At 62.8% G+C, this 17,308-nt stretch carries 17 protein-coding genes; 12 read left to right on the top strand and 5 right to left on the bottom strand.

What is annotated here, in order from left to right:
- Both B5F98_RS10855 and B5F98_RS13130 read left to right on the top strand, forming a co-directional pair.
- Window positions 1-1,013, top strand: a 1,013-nt coding sequence (locus B5F98_RS10855; protein ID WP_087372507.1) for a metallophosphoesterase, incomplete at its 5' end; no start/stop codon positions are given.
- Window positions 1,010-2,908, top strand: a complete 1,899-nt coding sequence (locus tag B5F98_RS13130) for an AAA family ATPase (protein WP_087372504.1) — start codon at window positions 1,010-1,012, stop codon at window positions 2,906-2,908. The genes B5F98_RS10855 and B5F98_RS13130, both read left to right, overlap by 4 nt.
- A 792-nt stretch (window positions 2,909-3,700) precedes the next feature.
- Here the strand turns inward: B5F98_RS13130 and B5F98_RS10845 are convergent.
- The 5 genes from B5F98_RS10845 to B5F98_RS10825 all read right to left on the bottom strand — a co-directional run bounded on the left by B5F98_RS10845 (window position 3,701) and on the right by B5F98_RS10825 (window position 7,428).
- On the bottom strand, window positions 3,701-3,916 hold the full coding sequence (locus B5F98_RS10845; RefSeq protein WP_087372501.1) for a hypothetical protein: 216 nt from the start codon (window positions 3,914-3,916) through the stop codon (window positions 3,701-3,703).
- A 17-nt stretch (window positions 3,917-3,933) separates the two neighbouring features.
- Window positions 3,934-5,421 (bottom strand): DUF1846 domain-containing protein, encoded by a 1,488-nt coding sequence (locus B5F98_RS10840; protein WP_087372498.1) that lies wholly within the window; start codon window positions 5,419-5,421, stop codon window positions 3,934-3,936.
- A 163-nt stretch (window positions 5,422-5,584) separates the two neighbouring features.
- Window positions 5,585-6,208, bottom strand: coding sequence for an ABC-2 transporter permease (locus B5F98_RS10835; protein ID WP_087372495.1), 624 nt, complete (start codon window positions 6,206-6,208; stop codon window positions 5,585-5,587).
- A gap of 1 nt (window position 6,209) precedes the next feature.
- On the bottom strand, window positions 6,210-7,052 hold the full coding sequence (locus B5F98_RS10830; RefSeq protein WP_087372492.1) for an ABC transporter ATP-binding protein: 843 nt from the start codon (window positions 7,050-7,052) through the stop codon (window positions 6,210-6,212).
- Window positions 7,053-7,056: 4 nt separating this feature from the next.
- A complete protein-coding gene (locus tag B5F98_RS10825) occupies window positions 7,057-7,428 on the bottom strand; it encodes a GntR family transcriptional regulator (protein WP_087372489.1) in 372 nt (123 codons plus the stop codon).
- A 185-nt stretch (window positions 7,429-7,613) separates the two neighbouring features.
- Between B5F98_RS10825 and B5F98_RS10820 the strand changes: the two genes are divergently transcribed.
- The 10 genes from B5F98_RS10820 (at window position 7,614) to cobA (ending at window position 17,304) form a co-directional block, all read left to right on the top strand.
- Window positions 7,614-8,279, top strand: a complete 666-nt coding sequence (locus B5F98_RS10820) for a response regulator transcription factor (protein ID WP_087372485.1) — start codon at window positions 7,614-7,616, stop codon at window positions 8,277-8,279.
- Window positions 8,280-8,367: 88 nt separating this feature from the next.
- The gene (locus tag B5F98_RS10815) at window positions 8,368-9,024 is read left to right on the top strand and encodes a phosphatase PAP2 family protein (RefSeq protein WP_242961663.1); all 657 of its coding nucleotides are present in this window, start codon (window positions 8,368-8,370) and stop codon (window positions 9,022-9,024) included.
- Between the two features lie 2 nt (window positions 9,025-9,026).
- A complete protein-coding gene (locus B5F98_RS10810) occupies window positions 9,027-9,941 on the top strand; it encodes an ABC transporter ATP-binding protein (RefSeq protein ID WP_087372482.1) in 915 nt (304 codons plus the stop codon).
- Window positions 9,934-10,770: an ABC transporter permease subunit gene (locus tag B5F98_RS10805; RefSeq protein WP_087372479.1), complete on the top strand. Its 837-nt coding sequence runs from the start codon at window positions 9,934-9,936 to the stop codon at window positions 10,768-10,770. The genes B5F98_RS10810 and B5F98_RS10805 overlap by 8 nt, the downstream gene beginning before the upstream one ends.
- Before the next feature lie 13 nt (window positions 10,771-10,783).
- The gene (locus tag B5F98_RS10800; protein ID WP_087372476.1) at window positions 10,784-11,674 is read left to right on the top strand and encodes a HAMP domain-containing sensor histidine kinase; all 891 of its coding nucleotides are present in this window, start codon (window positions 10,784-10,786) and stop codon (window positions 11,672-11,674) included.
- Between the two features lie 821 nt (window positions 11,675-12,495).
- Complete coding sequence (locus tag B5F98_RS10795; protein ID WP_158099844.1) at window positions 12,496-13,299, top strand: sirohydrochlorin cobaltochelatase; 804 nt, start codon at window positions 12,496-12,498, stop codon at window positions 13,297-13,299.
- Between the two features lie 9 nt (window positions 13,300-13,308).
- Window positions 13,309-14,511, top strand: a complete 1,203-nt coding sequence (gene hemA / locus B5F98_RS10790) for a glutamyl-tRNA reductase (RefSeq protein WP_242961662.1) — start codon at window positions 13,309-13,311, stop codon at window positions 14,509-14,511.
- A complete protein-coding gene (locus B5F98_RS13370; protein ID WP_242961661.1) occupies window positions 14,508-14,954 on the top strand; it encodes a bifunctional precorrin-2 dehydrogenase/sirohydrochlorin ferrochelatase in 447 nt (148 codons plus the stop codon). Before hemA ends, B5F98_RS13370 begins: the two co-directional genes overlap by 4 nt.
- On the top strand, window positions 14,951-15,826 hold the full coding sequence (hemC, locus tag B5F98_RS10785) for a hydroxymethylbilane synthase (RefSeq protein ID WP_087372470.1): 876 nt from the start codon (window positions 14,951-14,953) through the stop codon (window positions 15,824-15,826). Before B5F98_RS13370 ends, hemC begins: the two co-directional genes overlap by 4 nt.
- Complete coding sequence (gene cobA, locus B5F98_RS10780) at window positions 15,823-17,304, top strand: uroporphyrinogen-III C-methyltransferase (RefSeq protein WP_087372467.1); 1,482 nt, start codon at window positions 15,823-15,825, stop codon at window positions 17,302-17,304. The genes hemC and cobA overlap by 4 nt, the downstream gene beginning before the upstream one ends.
- The last annotated feature ends 4 nt before the right edge of the window (window positions 17,305-17,308 follow it).

The following is a 17,308-nucleotide window of genomic DNA, read 5'->3' as shown; positions in this document are numbered from 1 at the left end:
CCCAGGCCGCCCAACGGCGGCGGGAACTGCGGGACCTCCCCCGCCGTCTGGCCCAACTGGCCCAGGCGGAGGGGGTAGACCTGGTGCTGCTGGGGGGAGATTTGTTGGATGCCCAGCGGGTCTACCCCCAGTCCATCCAGGCCCTCACCCAGGCCCTGGGGGAACTGTCCGTCCCCGTCTTTATCGCCCCCGGCAACCACGACCCTTACACTCCCCAGTCCCCCTACGTCACCGCCCAGTGGCCCACCAACGTACACATCTTTTCCACACCCCAGATGGAAGCTGTGGAACTTCCCGCCCTGGGCGCTGTGGTCCACGGCTGCGCCTTTACTGCTCCCCACCGGGAGGACTCCCCCCTGTCCGGGTACACCGTACCAAAGGACGGGCGGCTGCACCTTCTCTGTGTCCACGGGGAGGTGGCCCCCATGGGCCGCTACGCTCCCATTTTACCCGGTCAGCTAGGGGCCACCGGGGCAAATTATGCCGCTTTGGGCCACATCCACCGCTGTTCGGGGCTGCAATTTGAGGGCAATACCGCCTGGGCCTACCCGGGCTGTCCCGAGGGCCGGGGCTTTGACGAGGCGGGAGAAAAGGGCTGTCTGATTGTCGACGTGACCCACCAGGGGACTACTGCCAAGTTCGTCCCCCTGTGCTGCCGGGAGTACCGTACCCAGGAAGTGGACATCTCCACCCTGTACCAGACCTTGGCGGGGCTGGAGTACAGCGACGACCTGGTACGCCTCACCCTCACGGGAGAGGCGGAAACGGTGCCGTCTCTGGCCTCCATCACCCAGCAGGCGGCCCCCTATTTCTTCTATGTGGAGGTCACCGATGCCACCACCCTGCCCAAACAGCTGTGGCAGCGGGCGGGAGAGGACTCGCTGACGGGCCTTTTCCTGCGCACCATGTCTGAAAAAATCCGGGTGGCTCCCCCAGAGGAGCAGGCCCCGCTCATTTTGGCCACCCGCTTCGGGCTGGCCGCCCTGGAGGGAGAGGAGGACATTCGAGCATGAACATCATCTCCATGACCGCCACCTTCGGCAAGCTGGAGGGGGCCACCCTCACCCTCTCCCCCGGTCTCAACATCCTCACCGCCCCCAACGAATGTGGAAAATCCACCTGGGCGGCCTTCCTCACCGCCATGCTCTACGGCATCGACACCCGGGAGCGGGACAAGGCGGGGCACCTGGCCCAGAAGACCCGGTATCAGCCCTGGTCTGGGGCCGCCATGGCGGGAGAACTCCGGTTGGAGTGGCAGGGGCAGCGCATCACTCTGCGCCGCTTTGCCAACCGCTCCGGCCCCTTCGGGGGCTTTGAGGCGGTGTACACCGCCACCGGGGACCCGGTGCCCTTCCTCACCGCCGCCAACGTGGGAGAGACCCTCACAGGGGTGAGCCGGGAGGTGTTTGTCCGCTGCGCCCTGGTGGGCCAGGGGGACACCGCCGTCACCGCCGCCCCGGATTTGGAGCGGCGCATTGCCGCTCTGGCCACCACCGGAGAGGAGGAGGTCTCCTACTCCGCCACCGTGCGCACCTTGAAGGACTGGCGCAACCGCCGCCAGGCCAACCGCTCCACCGGGCTCATCCCCCAGCTGGAGGGAGAACTGGGGCAGGTGCGCCGCACCCTGGAGGACACCGCCCAGGCTCGGCAGACCCAGGCCCAAGCTCGGCAGGAGCTGTCTGGGCTGCAAGTGCGCAAGCAGCAGCTGGAGCGCCAACTGGAGCAGCACCAGGCCTACCGCCAGCAGGCGCTCAACCAGCGGTATGCCCAGGCCCTCCAGCAGCAGGCCCAGGCCCAACAGGCTCTGGAGTCTCTCCCCGCCCCGGACCCCCGCTTCCGGGGGCTCACCGCCGCCCAGGCCATGGAGCAGGCGGGAAACCTCAGTCAGCAGGGCCAGGATCACAGCCGCCAGCGGCAGCAGGCCAAGGCCAGCCGGAACCGCCTGTCCGCCGCTTTGAGGCTGTGGGTGCCGATACTGGGTGTGGGGGGCCTGCTGCTCATTATCCTGGGCTTTTTCCTCACCCTGTACCCCCTGTCCTTTGTGGGCTTCGGGTGCATGGCGGTGGCTGTCCTTGTGGCCATGGTATTGGTGGCCATAATGGGCAAATACGACAAAATTCTGTACTCCCCCGCCCCGCCCCAGGGGGAAAGCATGCAAGAAGCGTTGCAGCGGTATCTGGGCTGGCTGACCCAGCGGCAGCAGCTGGAGGCCCAGGTACACCACGCCGGGGAGCGTGTGGCAGACCTGGAGGCCCAGGGGGCCCAGCGTCCCGTATCTTCCGTGACGCCACCCACCGCAGACCCCCAGGTGCTCACCGCCCAGCTGCGGCAGGTGGAGGGCCAGATGGCCCAGTGGCAAACCCGCCTGGACCAGGCCACCGGGGCTTTGGGCCGGGACACTCTGGAGGCGGAGAGCCGCCGGGACGAGTTGGCGGGACAGATTGCCCAGCGACAGGAGGAGTACCAGGCCCTCACCCTGGCCCTGGAGGGGCTGGAGGAGGCCAACGCCACCCTGCGCCAGCGGTTCTCCCCTGCTTTGAATGAGAAGGCGGGGCAGCTCCTGGCCCGACTCACCGGGGGACGGCACTGTGGGCTGACCCTGGCCCGGGACCTGTCCGCCCAGGTGGAGCAGGAGGGGGTACAGCTGCCCCACTCCCAGCTGTTTCTCTCAGCGGGTGCCCAGGAGCAGCTGTATCTGGCCCTGCGTTTGGCCCTCTGTGACCTCACTGCCCCCCAGGCCCCTCTGGTGCTGGACGACACCCTGGCAAACTTCGACGATACCCGGGCCGCCGCAGCCCTGGAGCTGCTGGCCCAGCAAGCCCAGGAGCGGCAAGTGCTTCTCTTCTCCTGCCACAGCCGGGACGCGGCGTGGGGGGAGCAGCACGGGGCCAATGTCACCCAACTATGAAAAAAACACCCTGGAAGCAGCTGTTTCCAGGGTGTTTTTTGCTCATATTTAGGAATCAAATATTCACAATCTCTCAGATTCAGGCTTATCAGCCTGGCGGGGACGCTCCGCTGGGGTCCATTTTGACTGGCCAAAATGGACGAAAAGCCACTTAGGGCGTTCCCCCCTAAGGACCTCCCTTGGGGTACGGGGCTGGGCGTGCGTCAAGGCTAGGTTCGGCCCGTTACCCTTGCTGTGGCTCCTGTTTGTGCCACCACACCAGGCCACACGGGGCAACTGGCCCTATGGCTGGGCGGTTTTCGCCTCCGGGCCTGCCCTGGAGAAGCGGCGTTCCCGCCGCCGGGGGCCAGACTTCCGGTAGCTGGGAACAGCGGCGCACCAAGGTAAGGCCCTGGTGATAGAAGTACCCTTTGCCAGAGGAGTAGGTACGTTCCGTAGAATGTCCACGCCATCTATGTGACCCCACCAGTCCAAGGGCCGAAAAGAAGAGGACGCAGGGACACCCAGTACCGCGGGGTGGATTCCACAAGGCGGGGGAAGGCCCCGCCTTTGGCGGTCTTTGGTGACTTTCTGGCGGCAGAAAGTTACCCCAGCGGAGCGTCCCTGCCAGGCTGGCAAGCCGGAACCATAGGCGGTTAGATGGTCAACTCCTTGTCAGCCCTACAGCTACCAGCTCCCTTTACACAGGGAAGCCAAACATCTTTATTTAGAACAAGAGACCACCCTTTGGGGTAGTCTCCTGTTTTTCTATGGATATTCTTTATATCAATTTTGGTAATAAAAAGCAAAAAATTAATCGCCAATTTCGATTACTTCATAATCAGCACTGACGGCATCTTCAAGAGGATAATCACCCGGATTTAAGTTATAGCCATCTTCTGCACCCTGCTCGATGCAAGCACACATATAAGACCCATGATCTTCTGCGGCTTCTTCGGTTTCAAAAACTTCATCTTCCATTTGGCTGGTTCCATCTGAATAGTGAATCATCACTCCGTATTTAGGCACTTTATAGCCCCCCTTTCTCACTTATGATACAGCTTATTGCTCTGATAGTGGGGGGTGCAGGTCATGCGCAGGCCCAGCTTCTGATACACATTGCTGTCCGCGGCGGAGAGAATCACCGAGGAGTGGGCGTCACAGCCCCGCAGCTTGTCCAGCTGGGACAGGGCCAGGTCCGCCTGGGGATCGGTGGCGGCGGAGATGGCCAGGGCAATGAGCACCTCGTCGCTGTGCAGACGGGGGTTCTGGCTGCCCAGGTGCTGAATCTTCACCTTCTGGATGGGCTCAATGGCCTCCCGGGAGATCATGTGCACCTCATCCCCCAGCCCGGCCAGCTTCTTCAGCGCGTTGAGCAGGGCGGCAGAGGAGGAGCCCATGAGCTCGGTGGTCTTGCCGGTGACGATGGTGCCGTCGGGCAGCTCAATGGCGGCGGCGGGCTCTCCCGTCTCCTCGGCCCGGGCCTCAGCGGCGGCCACCACGGGGCGGTCGGCGGTGGACACCCCGGCCTGCTTCATCAGCAGCTCCAGCTTGTACACGCTCTCCTTGTCCCCCTGGCCCCGACGCACGTCACACAGGGCGGTGTAGTAGCGGCGGATGATCTCCTGACAGGCGGCGGCTCGCACCGCCTCGTCGTCCACGATGCAATTGCCCGCCATGTTCACGCCCATGTCGGTGGGAGACTTGTAGGGGCTCTCTCCCATGATCTGCTCGAACATGGCCCGGAGCACGGGGAACACCTCAATATCCCGGTTGTAGTTCACCGTGGTCTGGCCGTAGGCCTGGAGGTGGAAGTGGTCGATCATGTTCACATCGTTGAGGTCCACGGTGGCGGCCTCATAGGCCAGGTTCACCGGGTGCTGGAGGGGCAGGTTCCAGATGGGGAAGGTCTCAAACTTGGCATAGCCCGCCTTCACCCCACGGCGGTGGTGGTGATAGAGCTGGGACAGGCAGGTGGCCATTTTGCCAGAGCCAGGGCCCGGAGCCGTGACCACCACCAGGGGCCGGGTGGTCTCAATGTAGTCGTTGCGGCCATAGCCCTTGTCGGAGACGATGTGGGGAATGTCGTGGGGGTACCCGGCAATGGGATAGTGGAGGTACACCGTGACACCCAGGTCCTCCAGGCGGCGCTTGAAGGCGTCGGCGGCAGGCTGTCCGGCGTACTGAGTGATGACCACGCTGCCCACATACAGGCCCTTGGAGCGGAAGGTGTCAATGAGGCGCAGCACGTCCTCGTCGTAGGTAATGCCCAGATCGCCCCGCACCTTGTTCTGCTCAATGGCGGCGGCAGCGATGGCAATGACCACCTCTACGCTGTCCCGCAGCTCCAACAGCATGCGGATTTTGCTGTCCGGGGCAAACCCAGGCAGCACCCGGGAGGCGTGGTAGTCGTCAAAGAGCTTGCCGCCAAACTCCAGGTACAGCTTGCCGCCAAACTGGGAAATTCGCTCCCGAATGTGGGCGGACTGCATCTCCAGGTACTTTTGATTGTCAAAACCGATTTTATTTGCCATCCTCACACGTCGGCTCCCGGCCACCCGGAAGCCATCCTCCCTCTTTACACATTATCCCCGAAATTTTATCACATATCCCACCGTCAAACAAGGATTTTCTCAAAAAACACCCTCCATTTCCCTTACGAGAAATGGAGGGTATTTTTGTCGAATTTGCCTCTTGTCACAGTTCTCGCTTCTGGTAGAAGCGGATGGACAGCCACCAGGACAGGGCATACAGGAGGATAGACACCCCGGCTACTGCGGCCAGAGGCCACAGGCCGCTCGACAGTCCCTGGATCTGGAAGCCCATTCCGGCCAGTACCGCAGCCACACCACTAAACACTCCCACGGTGATGTAAAAGGCTACACGTCCCTTTTCTGCTCCATATTTGAATACATAGGGAAGGATCAAAGCAGGACCCAAACACCCCAATACCAACAATGCCGTGCCCACCACAGCAAACTGCTCCAGGACAAAGCCGCCCCCCAGAATCATCCGCACAGTGGTAGCTGCCATGGAGATGAGAAACGCCACGGAACCGAAACACATGCCTACCAAATATTTTGTGCTCACCAGCTGAGCCCTGGTGTAGGGCAGGGTACCGCTGTAAGCCGTCCATTTGTCATGTTCATCGTAGGAAACCAAAGTCATAGGTATCACGCTGGCAATCATGATGGGATAAATCAGGAAAAAGATATTATCATCGCCCGTAAACGATACGGCCAAAAACACCGCCACGATTACAAGAAACGCCCGGCAGTACCGCCACGACAGATAAAAGTCCTTCAAAAGCAGCCCTTTCATGTTACGCCGCCTCCTTCACCATAAAGATAAACAGCTCTTCAATGCTCACAGAGCTCACCTGCATCCCGGCAGGCACGCCGTCCCGGCGCACCAGAGCCTCCACCCCGTAGGGGGAGGCCTTGACCCCGCGCACGGCCTGGGCATCCAACTCAGAGAGCTGCTCCTTGGAGCAGTGGATGAGCCCGTACTCCTCCAGCAGTCGGTCCTTCTCCTCACACAGCATCAGCTTTCCCTTGTGCAAAAAGGCGATGTAGTCACAGATTTTCTCCAAATCGCTGACAATGTGGGAGGAGATGAGCACCGCGTGGCTCTCGTCCCGGGTAAACTCGCTGAACATCTCCACCACTTCGTCCCGCACCACCGGGTCCAGCCCCGAGGTGGCCTCGTCCAAAATGAGCAGCTTGGGGTGGTGGGACAGGGCCACCGCAATGCCCAGCTTCATCTTCATGCCCTTGGAATACTCCTTAAAGGGGCGTTTTTCCGGGAGATTCAGCTTTTTGAGATACTGAGCGTACAGCTCTTTATCCCACTTGGTATAGGTGTGAGCCATGATTTTTCCCACCTGCACGGCGCTCAAGCAAGAGGGAATGCCCACCTCATCCAGCACCACCCCGATGTCCTGCTTGGTCAGGAGCATATCCTCCCGGTTGTCCCGGCCCAGGAGGGTGATGGTGCCCTCATCCCGATGGATCATGTCCAGAATCAGCTTGATGGTGGTGCTCTTGCCCGCTCCGTTCTCGCCAATGAGCCCCATGATGCACCCACAGGGCAGGGTGAGATTCAGGTTGTCCAGGGTAAACTCCCCGTAGTCTTTGGTTAAATTCCGAATTTCCAGTGCGTTCATGGTCTCACTCCTCCATACTCAGGCGGAACATCTCCAGCAGTTCCTCTTTCGTCAACTGGCAGCTGGCCGCCAGCTTCCCAATCTCCTCCATGTGGGCCTCAATCTGCTTCAAGGTCTCCTCCCGCAGCAGCTCCACATTCTTGGGGGCCACAAAACAGCCCTTGGCGGGGAGGGTGTAAATAAATCCCTCCCGCTCCAGCTCCTCATAGGCCCGCTTGGTGGTGATGACGCTGATGCGCAGGTCCTTGGCCAGGTTTCGGATGGAGGGGAGGGCCTGGTCCGCCTCCAGCTCCCCGCTGATGATCTGGTTTTTGATCTGGGTGTAAATCTGATCGTAGATGGGGGACCCACTGCGGTTGTCAATGTAGAGATTCAAACCATCACCTCGTTTGCTTTCTGTGTATACACAGTATATACAGTAGTTACAGCCTTGTCAATAGGGCTGGGAAATTTTTATTGGCTCCCTGTCTTGGTACAGCACAGCCTCCCCTCTTGCCTTTTCCCCGCTCCGTCACTATAATGTGTGATATCCGTGACCATTCATCGGCTGGGAGGTGCCCTATGAAAACCATCGCCATCATCGACGACGACATCCACATTGGAGATGTCCTGGAGCAGCTGCTGCGCCGGGAAGGCTATCAAGTGCTGCGGGCATACTCGGGCACCGAGGCCCTCTACCTGCTCTCCCAGCAGCGGCCCGACCTGGTGCTGCTGGATTTGATGCTCCCCGGCCTGTCTGGGGAGGAGGTACTGCCCAAAATCCAGAGCTTCCCCGTCATCATCCTCAGCGCCAAGGGGGATGTGGAGAACAAGGTGGAACTGCTCCAGGCGGGCGCGGTGGACTACATCACCAAGCCCTTCCACCCCCAGGAGCTGCTGGCCCGCATTGGGGTGCATCTCCGCCGCCCCCGTGGGGAGGAGGAAGGCCAGGTGCTCACCGTGGGAGAGCTGAGCCTGGACCCTCTGTCCCGGCAGGTGACGGTGGCCGGGCAGGAGGTACACCTGACCAAGACGGAGTACGCCATTTTGAAGCTGTTTCTCCAGCACCCCAATCAGGCCCTGTCCAAGAGCGTCATTTTGGAGCGCATCAGCCTGGACACCCCGGACTGCACCGACAGCTCCCTGAAACAGCACATGAGCAACCTGCGGAAGAAGCTGCGTCAGGCCAGCGGCAAAGAGTACCTCCAGTCTGTGTGGGGCATTGGCTTTCGCCTGACTGCTTCTTAAAATCTTGATGATTTCTTGACCCATTTCTTCACCGCTTCCTTGACCCCTCTCTGGTACACTATCCCCATCAAGCGCAAGGAGATAAATTATGATCGACTGGTGTAAACGTCATCCCATCCTCTTTATGGCCGGGTATCTGGTGTTCTATCTGGTGTGCTTTGGAGCCCTGGAGCACTTTATCAAACCGGAGTGGATCGTCCACTGTTTTCTGGACGACTGGATTCCCTTCTGTAAGTATGCCGTCATCCCCTACTTCGCCTGGTTTGTGTGGGTGCCTGCCACCTTGTTCTGGCTTCTGTTCACCCAGCCCCGGCAAGAGTTCTGGCGGCTGTGTCTGCCCCTGTTCGGGGGCATGACCCTGTGCGTGGCCCTGTGCGCCCTCATCCCCAACGGGGTGGACCTGCGCCCGGACTCCATCCCCGGCAACGACTTCTTCACCCAGGTGGTGCGGCAGCTGTGGGGAGTGGACACCGACACCAACGTCTGGCCCTCCATCCACGCCTTCAACTCCATGACGGTGGCCCTGAGCTATCACCGCTGGGCCAAGGCCAAGCCCTCCACCCAGCGCCGGGTGGTAGGGACGTGTATGCAGCTTCTAAATCTGTCCATTCTGGCCTCCACGGTGCTGCTGCGGCAGCACAGCGTCATTGACCTGTTCTGCGGGGTGGCCCTGGCCCTGGTGCTGGACTATGTGGCCGACTACGTGACGGTACACGCCCGGGTGTGGATTCAGCAGGAGGCGTGAGCATGGAACTGGTCTGCGAAGCCCACGGCCTATCCAAACAATACGGCCACACCTACGCCCTGCAAAACCTCACCATGCAGGTGCCCAAAGGGTCCATCTACGGCCTGGTGGGCCGGAATGGGGCGGGAAAAACCACCCTGATTCGTATCCTCTGCGGGCTGCAATCCCCCACCGCCGGGAGCTACACCCTGTACGGCACCCCATTTCGGGACCCCGCCATCCAGCAGGTCCGGCGGCGGATGGGGGCGGTGGTGGAATCCCCTGCCATCTATCAGGACCTGTCCGCCCTAAATAATCTCAAATTGCAGGCCCAAGTGCTAGGTCTGCCCTCGAACCGGGACCTCCCCCATCTGCTGGAGCTGGTGGGACTGGAGAACCCAGGGAAGAAAACCGTGCGCCACTTCTCCCTGGGCATGCGCCAGCGGCTGGGGATTGCCATGGCCCTGGTGGGAAGCCCGGACTTTCTGGTGCTGGACGAGCCGGTAAACGGCCTGGACCCCCAGGGAATTGTGGAAATTCGCGAGCTGCTGCTGCGGCTGAACCGGGAACACCAGATCACCATTCTCCTCTCCAGCCACATTCTGGACGAGCTGGCCCGGCTGGCCACCCACTACGGCTTTTTGGACCGAGGCCGCATGGTCCAGGAGGTCAGCGCCGGAGAGGTGGAGGCCGCCTGCCGCAAATGCACCCATGTGGAGGTGTCCGACGTGGCCATTTTGGCCCGGGTGCTGGACGGGATGGGGCTGGACTACACCATTGACTCCTCCCACACCGCCAACATCTACGCCCATCCCCATGTGACGGAGCTGGTGCAGGCCCTGGCGGAAGCCGGGTGCCAGGTGTCCGCCATGCACCAGCAGGACGAGAGTCTGGAGAGCTATTACATGAGTCTGGTGGGAGGTGAGGGGCATGGGTAACCTGCTGCGGGCCGACTTCTTCCGCCTGTGGCGGAGCAAGAGCTTCTGGGCGTGTATGATCTTCCAGGTGGGGACAGGTGCCTTTGCCCCGGTGTCCTGCTATCTGTATGAACTCCGGCATCCCATTCCCTATTCTCAGCACCTGGATGCAGAGTTTTTGAACTTTATCCCCTTTGTGTGCATTCTCTTCGCCCTCTTTTGTGCTCTGTTTATTGGCACCGACTACAGCGACGGCTCTATGCGCAATAAATTGCTGGTGGGGCACCGCCGCTGGGAAATTTACCTCAGCCACCTGGTCACCTGCACCGTGGCCTGTCTGTTGATGTGTGTGGGCTACCTTCTGCCCTATCTGGCGGTGGGTACCCCGCTGTTTGGCCCTTTGGAGACCGATATGGGCACCGTTCTGGCCTATCTGGGCGCCACTCTGGTGCTCACCGTGGCCCTGGCCTCTGTGTACACCATGCTGGCCATGCTCATTCCAAACCGCACCGTGTCTGCGGTGGTGGCCCTGGTGCTGTCCTTTGGCCTACTGCTGGGGGGCAGCTATCTCTATTCCTATCTGAACTATCCCCCCACCTACACCCAGATGACCTATAACCCGGTCTTGGAGGTATGGGAGGAGCAAGAAGCGCCATACCCCTTTTATCTGGAGGGCACCAAGCGGGAGATATTCCAGCTGCTGTGCGACGTGACCCCCGGCGGACAGATCATGCAGTGCGTAGTCTGGGACGCTCCCAACCTACCCCTTCTGCCCGTATACTCCGCCGCCCTCACCGTGGTGACCACGGGGGCAGGGCTGTGGGGATTCCGGCGGAAAGATTTGAACTGACCGAGGAGGGCTTATGAAGCTGTTACCCTGGATTTTGGTGGCTCTTTTGGGGGTTCTCCTCCTGATTTTGGCCGGGAAGGTGTACACGCTGCGCAAATCCGCCCGCCAGCTCCGGGAAGGGATGGCCCAACAGCTGGAGCGTGAGACCAACACCCTGCTCTCTGTGTCCTCTGGGGACCGGGAGATGCGGGCGCTGGCCGACGCCCTCAACGGGCAGCTGGCCCAACTGCGAGCGGAGCGGCAGCGGTACCAGCACGGGGACCTGGAGCTGAAAGAGGCCATCACCAACATCTCCCACGACCTGCGCACCCCTCTCACCGCCATCGTGGGCTATCTGGCCCTGCTGGAGGGGGAGGAGAAGTCGGAGGCGGTGGAGCGGTACCTGTCCCAGATCTCCAACCGCACCCAGGTACTCCACCAGCTGTCCGAGGAGCTGTTTGCCTACGCCCTGCTCACCGCTCCCCAGCCCCTCCACCCCCAGCGGGTGGACCTGCGGGGCCTGGTGGAGGAGGCGCTGCTGTCCTACTGCGGGGCCATGGAGCAGCAGGGCATGGAGCCCACCATCCAGCTGCCGGAAGGGCGGGTGGAGCGGAATCTGGACCCCACGGCGGCGGGGCGAGTGCTGAGCAACATCATCAGCAACGCCCTAAAGTACAGCGTCGGGGACTTTGCCGTCACCATGACCCCGGACGGGGTCATCACCTTTGCAAACTCCGCCCCGGACCTGAACCCGGTGCTGGTGCAGCGGCTCTTCGACCGCTTTTTTACCGTGGAGACCGCCCGCCACTCCACCGGCCTGGGTCTGTCCATCGCCAAGCTGCTCACCCAGCAGATGGAGGGCACTTTGGAGGCCAAATATCAGGAGGGGCAGCTGGTCATTACTCTGTCTTTTCCCGTGGCCTGACCGTCTCCAAGGCCCAGACGCAGGCTTGCCAGCCTGGTGGGGACGCTACCCGCTGGGGGTTCATGTTTCTGCCATCAGGCAGAGTGAGGGGCGGTCCTTCTCCCATTTCTCAGGTGCAGACCTGCGCCCCCGCCGGGGACGCTCCGCTGGGGTCCATTTTGACTGGCCAAAATGGACGAAAAGCCACAAAAGGGGCCCGCCCCTTTTGAAACCCCAATGATTTTATTTTGTTTTGTGCGGTGGGGCCGTAGTCGGCCCTGGACCTGGAGAGGTCACATAGATGGCGTATAGCCTCTCTGGGATATACCTACTCCGCTGATAGATTCCGTTTCTTTTGCCAGGGCCTCAAGTTTGGCGGTGTGCGGCCGATTCCCGGCCGCCGTGGGCCGGGGGACCAGAAAGGGCCGAAACCTGGAGAAACGTGCACTATCCCGGCAGTAATAGAGAAAATCAGAGCTTTTTACTCCCTTGGTATGGTACTTGCTTTTCGGCCCGGCCTGAGAACCACCGCAGGCCCAGCCTCGTACCCCAGGGAGGTCCTTAGGGGGGAACGCCCTAAGCGGGTTTTGGTGCCTTTTGCCCGCCCAAAAGGCACCCCCAGCGGGGAGCGTCCCCACCAGGCCGGAGGGCTGGAATCGAACGTGGAGAGGAGCAGGCCCTCTTCCTCTCTCCACAGATACAAAACAATATACGTTTACACCAAGGTGGAAGCCCCATGGCTTCCACCTTTTTTCACCCTTTTGTGGGGAAAAGGGGTGGACAGGCGGGGAAAATATAGTATACTGGAATGTGAATGCTCTGCGGGGAGAGGAGGAACGGACATGGAACACCCCGCCGCGGTTTTGGTGGTGTCCTACGGCACCAGCCAAGTCTCCGCCCTGCCCACTCTGGCCAATCTGGCCCGGGAAATCGGGGCGGCTTTTCCCCGCCTGCCCCTCATCCACGCCTTTGCCCACCCCCGGCTCCGGGACGCCCTGGTGCGGGGCGGCGGCCCCCGGGTGCCTCTGGTATCCGAGGCCCTGGCCCAGCTCACTCAAGATGGAGCCCAGCACGTGCTAATCCAGCCCACCTATCTGCTGTTTGCCGGGGAATACCAGGCCATGGTGGCCCAGCTGGAGCCCTACGCCCAGCGTCTGGACCTGTCTGTGGGCCAGCCCCTGCTGGCTACGTCCCAGGACATCGAGGCCGTGGCAGAGGCCCTGCCCACCTGTCTGCCTTCCCTGAACCCCCAGGAGGGGGCGCTGTTTCTGGGCCACGGCGCCAGCCATGAGGCCCACGGGGTCTACGCCCAGCTGGAACAGGCCCTGCACCGCCAGGGCCACACCCGCTCCTTCGTGGGCACCCTCCAGGATGGCCCCACCCCGGCGGAGACCGCCCGCCACATCCGTCAGGCCGGGGCCGTCACCCGGCTCCACGTCCACCCCCTCATGGTGGTGTGCGGCGTCCACGCCACCCGGGACCTGCTGGCCGGGGAACAAAGCTGGTGCGGACAGCTGGAACGTCTGGGGGTTCCGGTGTCCGCCGTCTCCCAAGGGCTGGGGGACTGCCCTGCCATCCGCCGCCTCTTTGTGGCCCACGCCCTGGAGGCGGCAGGGAACGAATTTTTCACTCGGAGAGAGAAATGAGGATCCTCTATGCTCGTTGTCATGTCCAGCCTGGAACACCATCTGGCCCCCATCGACCTGCGGGAGGCCCTGTCCTTCACCGCCACCCACGTGCAGCGGCTGGACGCCCACATCGCCCAGCTGCCCAAAATCCACGGCTGTGTGATTTTGTCCACCTGCAACCGCACGGAAATCTACCTGTGCTGTGAAGACACCTGCCACCCGGGCCAAATGCTGTGCCACGCCGCCGGGGTGGAGTTTGCCCCCTTCTCCGCCGCCTTTGTCACCCGCCAGGGCGGGGAGGCAGTGGAACACCTGATGCAGGTGGCAGCGGGTCTGCGCTCCCGGGTATGGGGCGAGGACCAGATTCTGGCCCAGGTCAAGCGGGCCATCACCCTGTCCCGGGAGGCGGGAGCCGCCCACCCCATGCTGGAGACCCTGTTTCGCTCCGCCATCTCCGCCGGGAAGGAGATCCGCTCCACCGTGCGCCTGACCTCCCTGCCCACCTCGGCGGCCAGCCAGGGGGTGGCCCTGCTGCGCCAACACCTGGGCAGCCTGGAGGGAAAACGGGCCATCGTCATCGGCAACGGAGAGATGGGTAAGCTGTCCGCCCGGCTCCTCCACGAGGCCGGGTGCCGGGTGATGGTGACCCTGCGCACCTACCGCCACGGGGAGACCGTGGTCCCCTCGGGGTGCGAGGCCCAGCCCTATGACCGCCGCTTGGAGCTGCTGGACGGGGTGGACATTCTGGTCTCCGCCACCGCCAGCCCCCACTACACCGTCACGGTGGAACAGCTGGAATCGGTGGCCCAGCTGCCCCAGGTGATGGTGGATTTGGCCATTCCCCGGGACATTGAGCCCCAGGTGGGACAGCTGGAGAGCGTGAAGCTCTTTAACGTGGACGACCTCATGGACACCGCTCCCCTCCACACCGTCCCCCCGGAGGTGACGGAAATTTTGGACAAGCACCAGCGTCAATTTTACCGCTGGCTCAATTATAAAGTCAGCCTCCCCCTGCAAGAGGAGTTGAAGCTGTCCATCGTCCAGCGCCTGGCCGCCGCTCCCCAGCTCCAGGAGGAGGAGCTGGACCAGGAGGAGGTCATCGCCCTGACGGTGCAGCGCACCGTGGAGCTGCTGCTGGGCGGCCTGCCCACCCCGCCCGACCCGGACAGCCTGCGCCAGTGCGCCCAGAAAATCCGGGCTCACACCACGGGAAAGGGGGCCCCGTCATGAGCGGCTACCCCCGCTTTCCCCTGTTTATTGACCTGACGGGCCAGAAGGTGGTGCTGGTAGGAGGCGGCAAGGTGGCCCTGCGCCGGGTCCGTACCCTGCAACGGTGCGGGGCGGACGTGGTGGTGATTGCCCCCACTCTGCACCCGGACATGCCCCCGGTGACCCACATATCCCGCCCCTATCGCCCCGGCGACTTGGAAGGGGCCACGCTGGCCGTGGCCGCCACCGACTGCCGGGAGACCAACGGGCAGGTGGCCCAGGAGGCCCGAGACCGGGGCATCCCCATCAGTGTGGCGGACGCCCCCACAGCGTGCACCTTTTTCTTCCCCGCCCTGTGCGTGGGGGAGGGACTGGTGGCGGGGGTGGTAGGCGACGGCTCCGACCACGCCAAAACCGCCCGCTGTGCCCGACAGATTCGAGAACTCTTGGAGGACTCTATATGAAGATACGCATTGGAAGCCGAGACAGTCGGCTGGCCGTGATACAAAGTGAGATGGTCATTGACTCCATCCGGGCCTATGACCCCACCGCCGAGGTGGAGCTGGTGACCATGAAGACCACCGGCGACCTCATCTTGGACCGCCCCCTGAGCCAGATTGGCGGCAAGGGGCTGTTTGTCAAAGAGCTGGACAAGGCGCTTCTAGAGCGCCGGGTGGACTTCACCGTCCACTCCAGCAAGGACCTGCCCATGGATATTCCCCCCGAGTTGCCCCTGGTGGCCTTCTCCCACCGGGCCGACCCCCGGGACGCCCTGGTGCTCCCCCAGGGGGTGGACACCCTGGACCCCACCCGCCCCATCGGCTGCGCCTCCCTGCGCCGCACCCTTCAGCTAAAAAAGCTGTTCCCCCACCACCAGGTGGCCCCGGTGCGGGGCAATGTGCAGACCCGGCTAGCCAAGCTGGACCGGGGCGAGTATTCCGCCCTGGTGCTGGCCTGTGCCGGGCTGGATCGGCTGGGCCTGGAGAGCCGCATTTCCCGCCGCTTCCCCGTGGAGGAGATGCTCCCCGCCGCCGGACAGGGCATTTTGGCGGTGCAGAGCCGGGCGGATGTGGACACGTCCTGCCTGTCCCGCTTCCATGACCCGGTGGCGGCGGTGTGTCTCACCGCCGAGCGGGCCTTTGTGGGCGCTTTGGATGGGGGCTGTTCCTCCCCTGTGGCCGCCCACGCCACCGTGGACGGGGACACCGTCACCCTCACCGGGTTCTATGTGGACCGTGAGGGTGAATCTTACATCGAAAGCAGCTGTGCCGCCTGCGCCGACGCCCGGGAGATGGGCGCGGAACTGGCGGTGCGTATGAGGAGGGACCACCCATGATGGGACATGTGACTCTGGTGGGAGCAGGCCCCGGCGACCCCGGCCTGCTCACCTTAAAAGGAAAAAAAGCCATCGAACGTGCCGATGTGGTGGTATTTGACCGCCTGGTGAGCCGGTCAATTCTGGCTCTCATCCCCCCCACCGCCAAGGCCATCGACGTGGGCAAACGGGTGAACGTCCACCCGGTGCCCCAGGAGGAGATCAACCAGATTCTCCTGCGGGAGGCCCTGGGGGGCGCCAACGTGGTGCGCCTCAAGGGCGGCGACCCCTTCCTCTTTGGCCGGGGTGGCGAGGAGTTGGAGCTGCTGGCCCAGCACCAGGTGCCCTTCCAGGTGGTGCCTGGAGTCACCTCCGCCCTGGCGGTGCCCGCCTACGGCGGCATTCCGGTGACCCACCGGGACTGCTGCTCCTCCCTGCACATTGTCACCGGACACCAGCGGGCGGGGAAAGCGCTGGACATCGACTTTGACGCCCTGGTAGCCACCAAAGGCACCCTGGTGTTCCTTATGGGTGTGTCCGCCCTGCCCCAGATCTGTGAAGGACTTTTGAAGGCGGGCATGGACCCCCACACCCCCGCCGCCATCGTGGAACGGGGCACCACCCCCGCCCAGCGGCGCATCAGCGCCACCCTGTCCACCCTGGCCCAGGCCGCCCAGGACCACCAGGTGGTGAGCCCCGCCATCAGCGTGGTGGGTGGGGTGTGCGCCCTGGCCGATTCCTTTGACTGGTTCGATGCTCTGCCTCTCAAGGGCCGCACCTTTGTGGTCACCCGCCCCGCCGCCCGCAAGGGCACCCTGGCCCAGGGCCTGCGGGAGCTGGGGGCCAAGGTCTGGGAGTACCCCTGCATTCATACCACTCCCATCACCCCCTGTCCTCCCCTCACCGCCGCTTTGGAGCGGCTGGAGACCTACCAGTGGATTGCGTTCACCAGCCCCGTGGGGGTACAGGTGTTTTTCGACGCCCTGAACGGGCAGGGCAAAGACAGCCGGGCTCTGGCTGGGGTGAAACTGGCCGCCATCGGCCCCGGCACCGCCGCCGCTTTGAAGAAGTACGGCCTCACCGCCGACTATGTCCCGGCGGTGTACTCCGCCCAGGACTTGGGCCAGGGCATCCCCGCCACCGGGACGGTGCTGCTGCCCCGGGCCCAAGAGGGTTCTCCCCTGCTCACCCAGGCGCTCACCGAACGTGGCATTTCCTATGAGGAACTTGCCGTGTATACCACCCACTATGATAACCCCCGCTCCCCGGAGCTGAGAGAGGCGCTGGAGGCGGGAGAGCTGTCCTACGTCACCTTCACCTCCGCCTCCACCGTGAAGGGCTTTGTGGCCTCGGTGGGGGAGGACGCCCCTCTGGGTAACATCACGGGCCTGTGCATCGGACACCAGACCGCCCAGGAGGCAATGCGCCACGGCATCCCCGTGCTCATTGCGGAGGAAGCCACCATTCCCGGCCTGCTGCGGCTGGCCCAGACTTTGTAATAGA

The sequence above is a fragment of the Pseudoflavonifractor sp. An44 genome (genome assembly GCF_002161675.1).
Lineage (GTDB): Bacteria > Bacillota > Clostridia > Oscillospirales > Oscillospiraceae > Enterenecus > Enterenecus faecium.
The sequence above is the reverse complement of the archived record's forward strand: the minus strand, read 5'-3'. Positions and strand labels throughout refer to the sequence as shown.

Coding starts and splice junctions, on each gene's coding strand:
- B5F98_RS10815 (WP_242961663.1), top strand. CDS start 8,368: ATGATCGACTGGTGTAAACGTCATCCCATCCTCTTTATGGCCGGGTAT.
- B5F98_RS10830 (WP_087372492.1), bottom strand. CDS start 7,052: ATGAACGCACTGGAAATTCGGAATTTAACCAAAGACTACGGGGAGTTT.
- B5F98_RS10840 (WP_087372498.1), bottom strand. CDS start 5,421: ATGGCAAATAAAATCGGTTTTGACAATCAAAAGTACCTGGAGATGCAG.
- B5F98_RS10795 (WP_158099844.1), top strand. CDS start 12,496: ATGGAACACCCCGCCGCGGTTTTGGTGGTGTCCTACGGCACCAGCCAA.
- B5F98_RS10810 (WP_087372482.1), top strand. CDS start 9,027: ATGGAACTGGTCTGCGAAGCCCACGGCCTATCCAAACAATACGGCCAC.
- B5F98_RS13370 (WP_242961661.1), top strand. CDS start 14,508: ATGAGCGGCTACCCCCGCTTTCCCCTGTTTATTGACCTGACGGGCCAG.
- B5F98_RS13130 (WP_087372504.1), top strand. CDS start 1,010: ATGAACATCATCTCCATGACCGCCACCTTCGGCAAGCTGGAGGGGGCC.
- B5F98_RS10835 (WP_087372495.1), bottom strand. CDS start 6,208: ATGAAAGGGCTGCTTTTGAAGGACTTTTATCTGTCGTGGCGGTACTGC.
- hemA (WP_242961662.1), top strand. CDS start 13,309: ATGCTCGTTGTCATGTCCAGCCTGGAACACCATCTGGCCCCCATCGAC.
- hemC (WP_087372470.1), top strand. CDS start 14,951: ATGAAGATACGCATTGGAAGCCGAGACAGTCGGCTGGCCGTGATACAA.
- B5F98_RS10800 (WP_087372476.1), top strand. CDS start 10,784: ATGAAGCTGTTACCCTGGATTTTGGTGGCTCTTTTGGGGGTTCTCCTC.
- cobA (WP_087372467.1), top strand. CDS start 15,823: ATGATGGGACATGTGACTCTGGTGGGAGCAGGCCCCGGCGACCCCGGC.
- B5F98_RS10805 (WP_087372479.1), top strand. CDS start 9,934: ATGGGTAACCTGCTGCGGGCCGACTTCTTCCGCCTGTGGCGGAGCAAG.
- B5F98_RS10820 (WP_087372485.1), top strand. CDS start 7,614: ATGAAAACCATCGCCATCATCGACGACGACATCCACATTGGAGATGTC.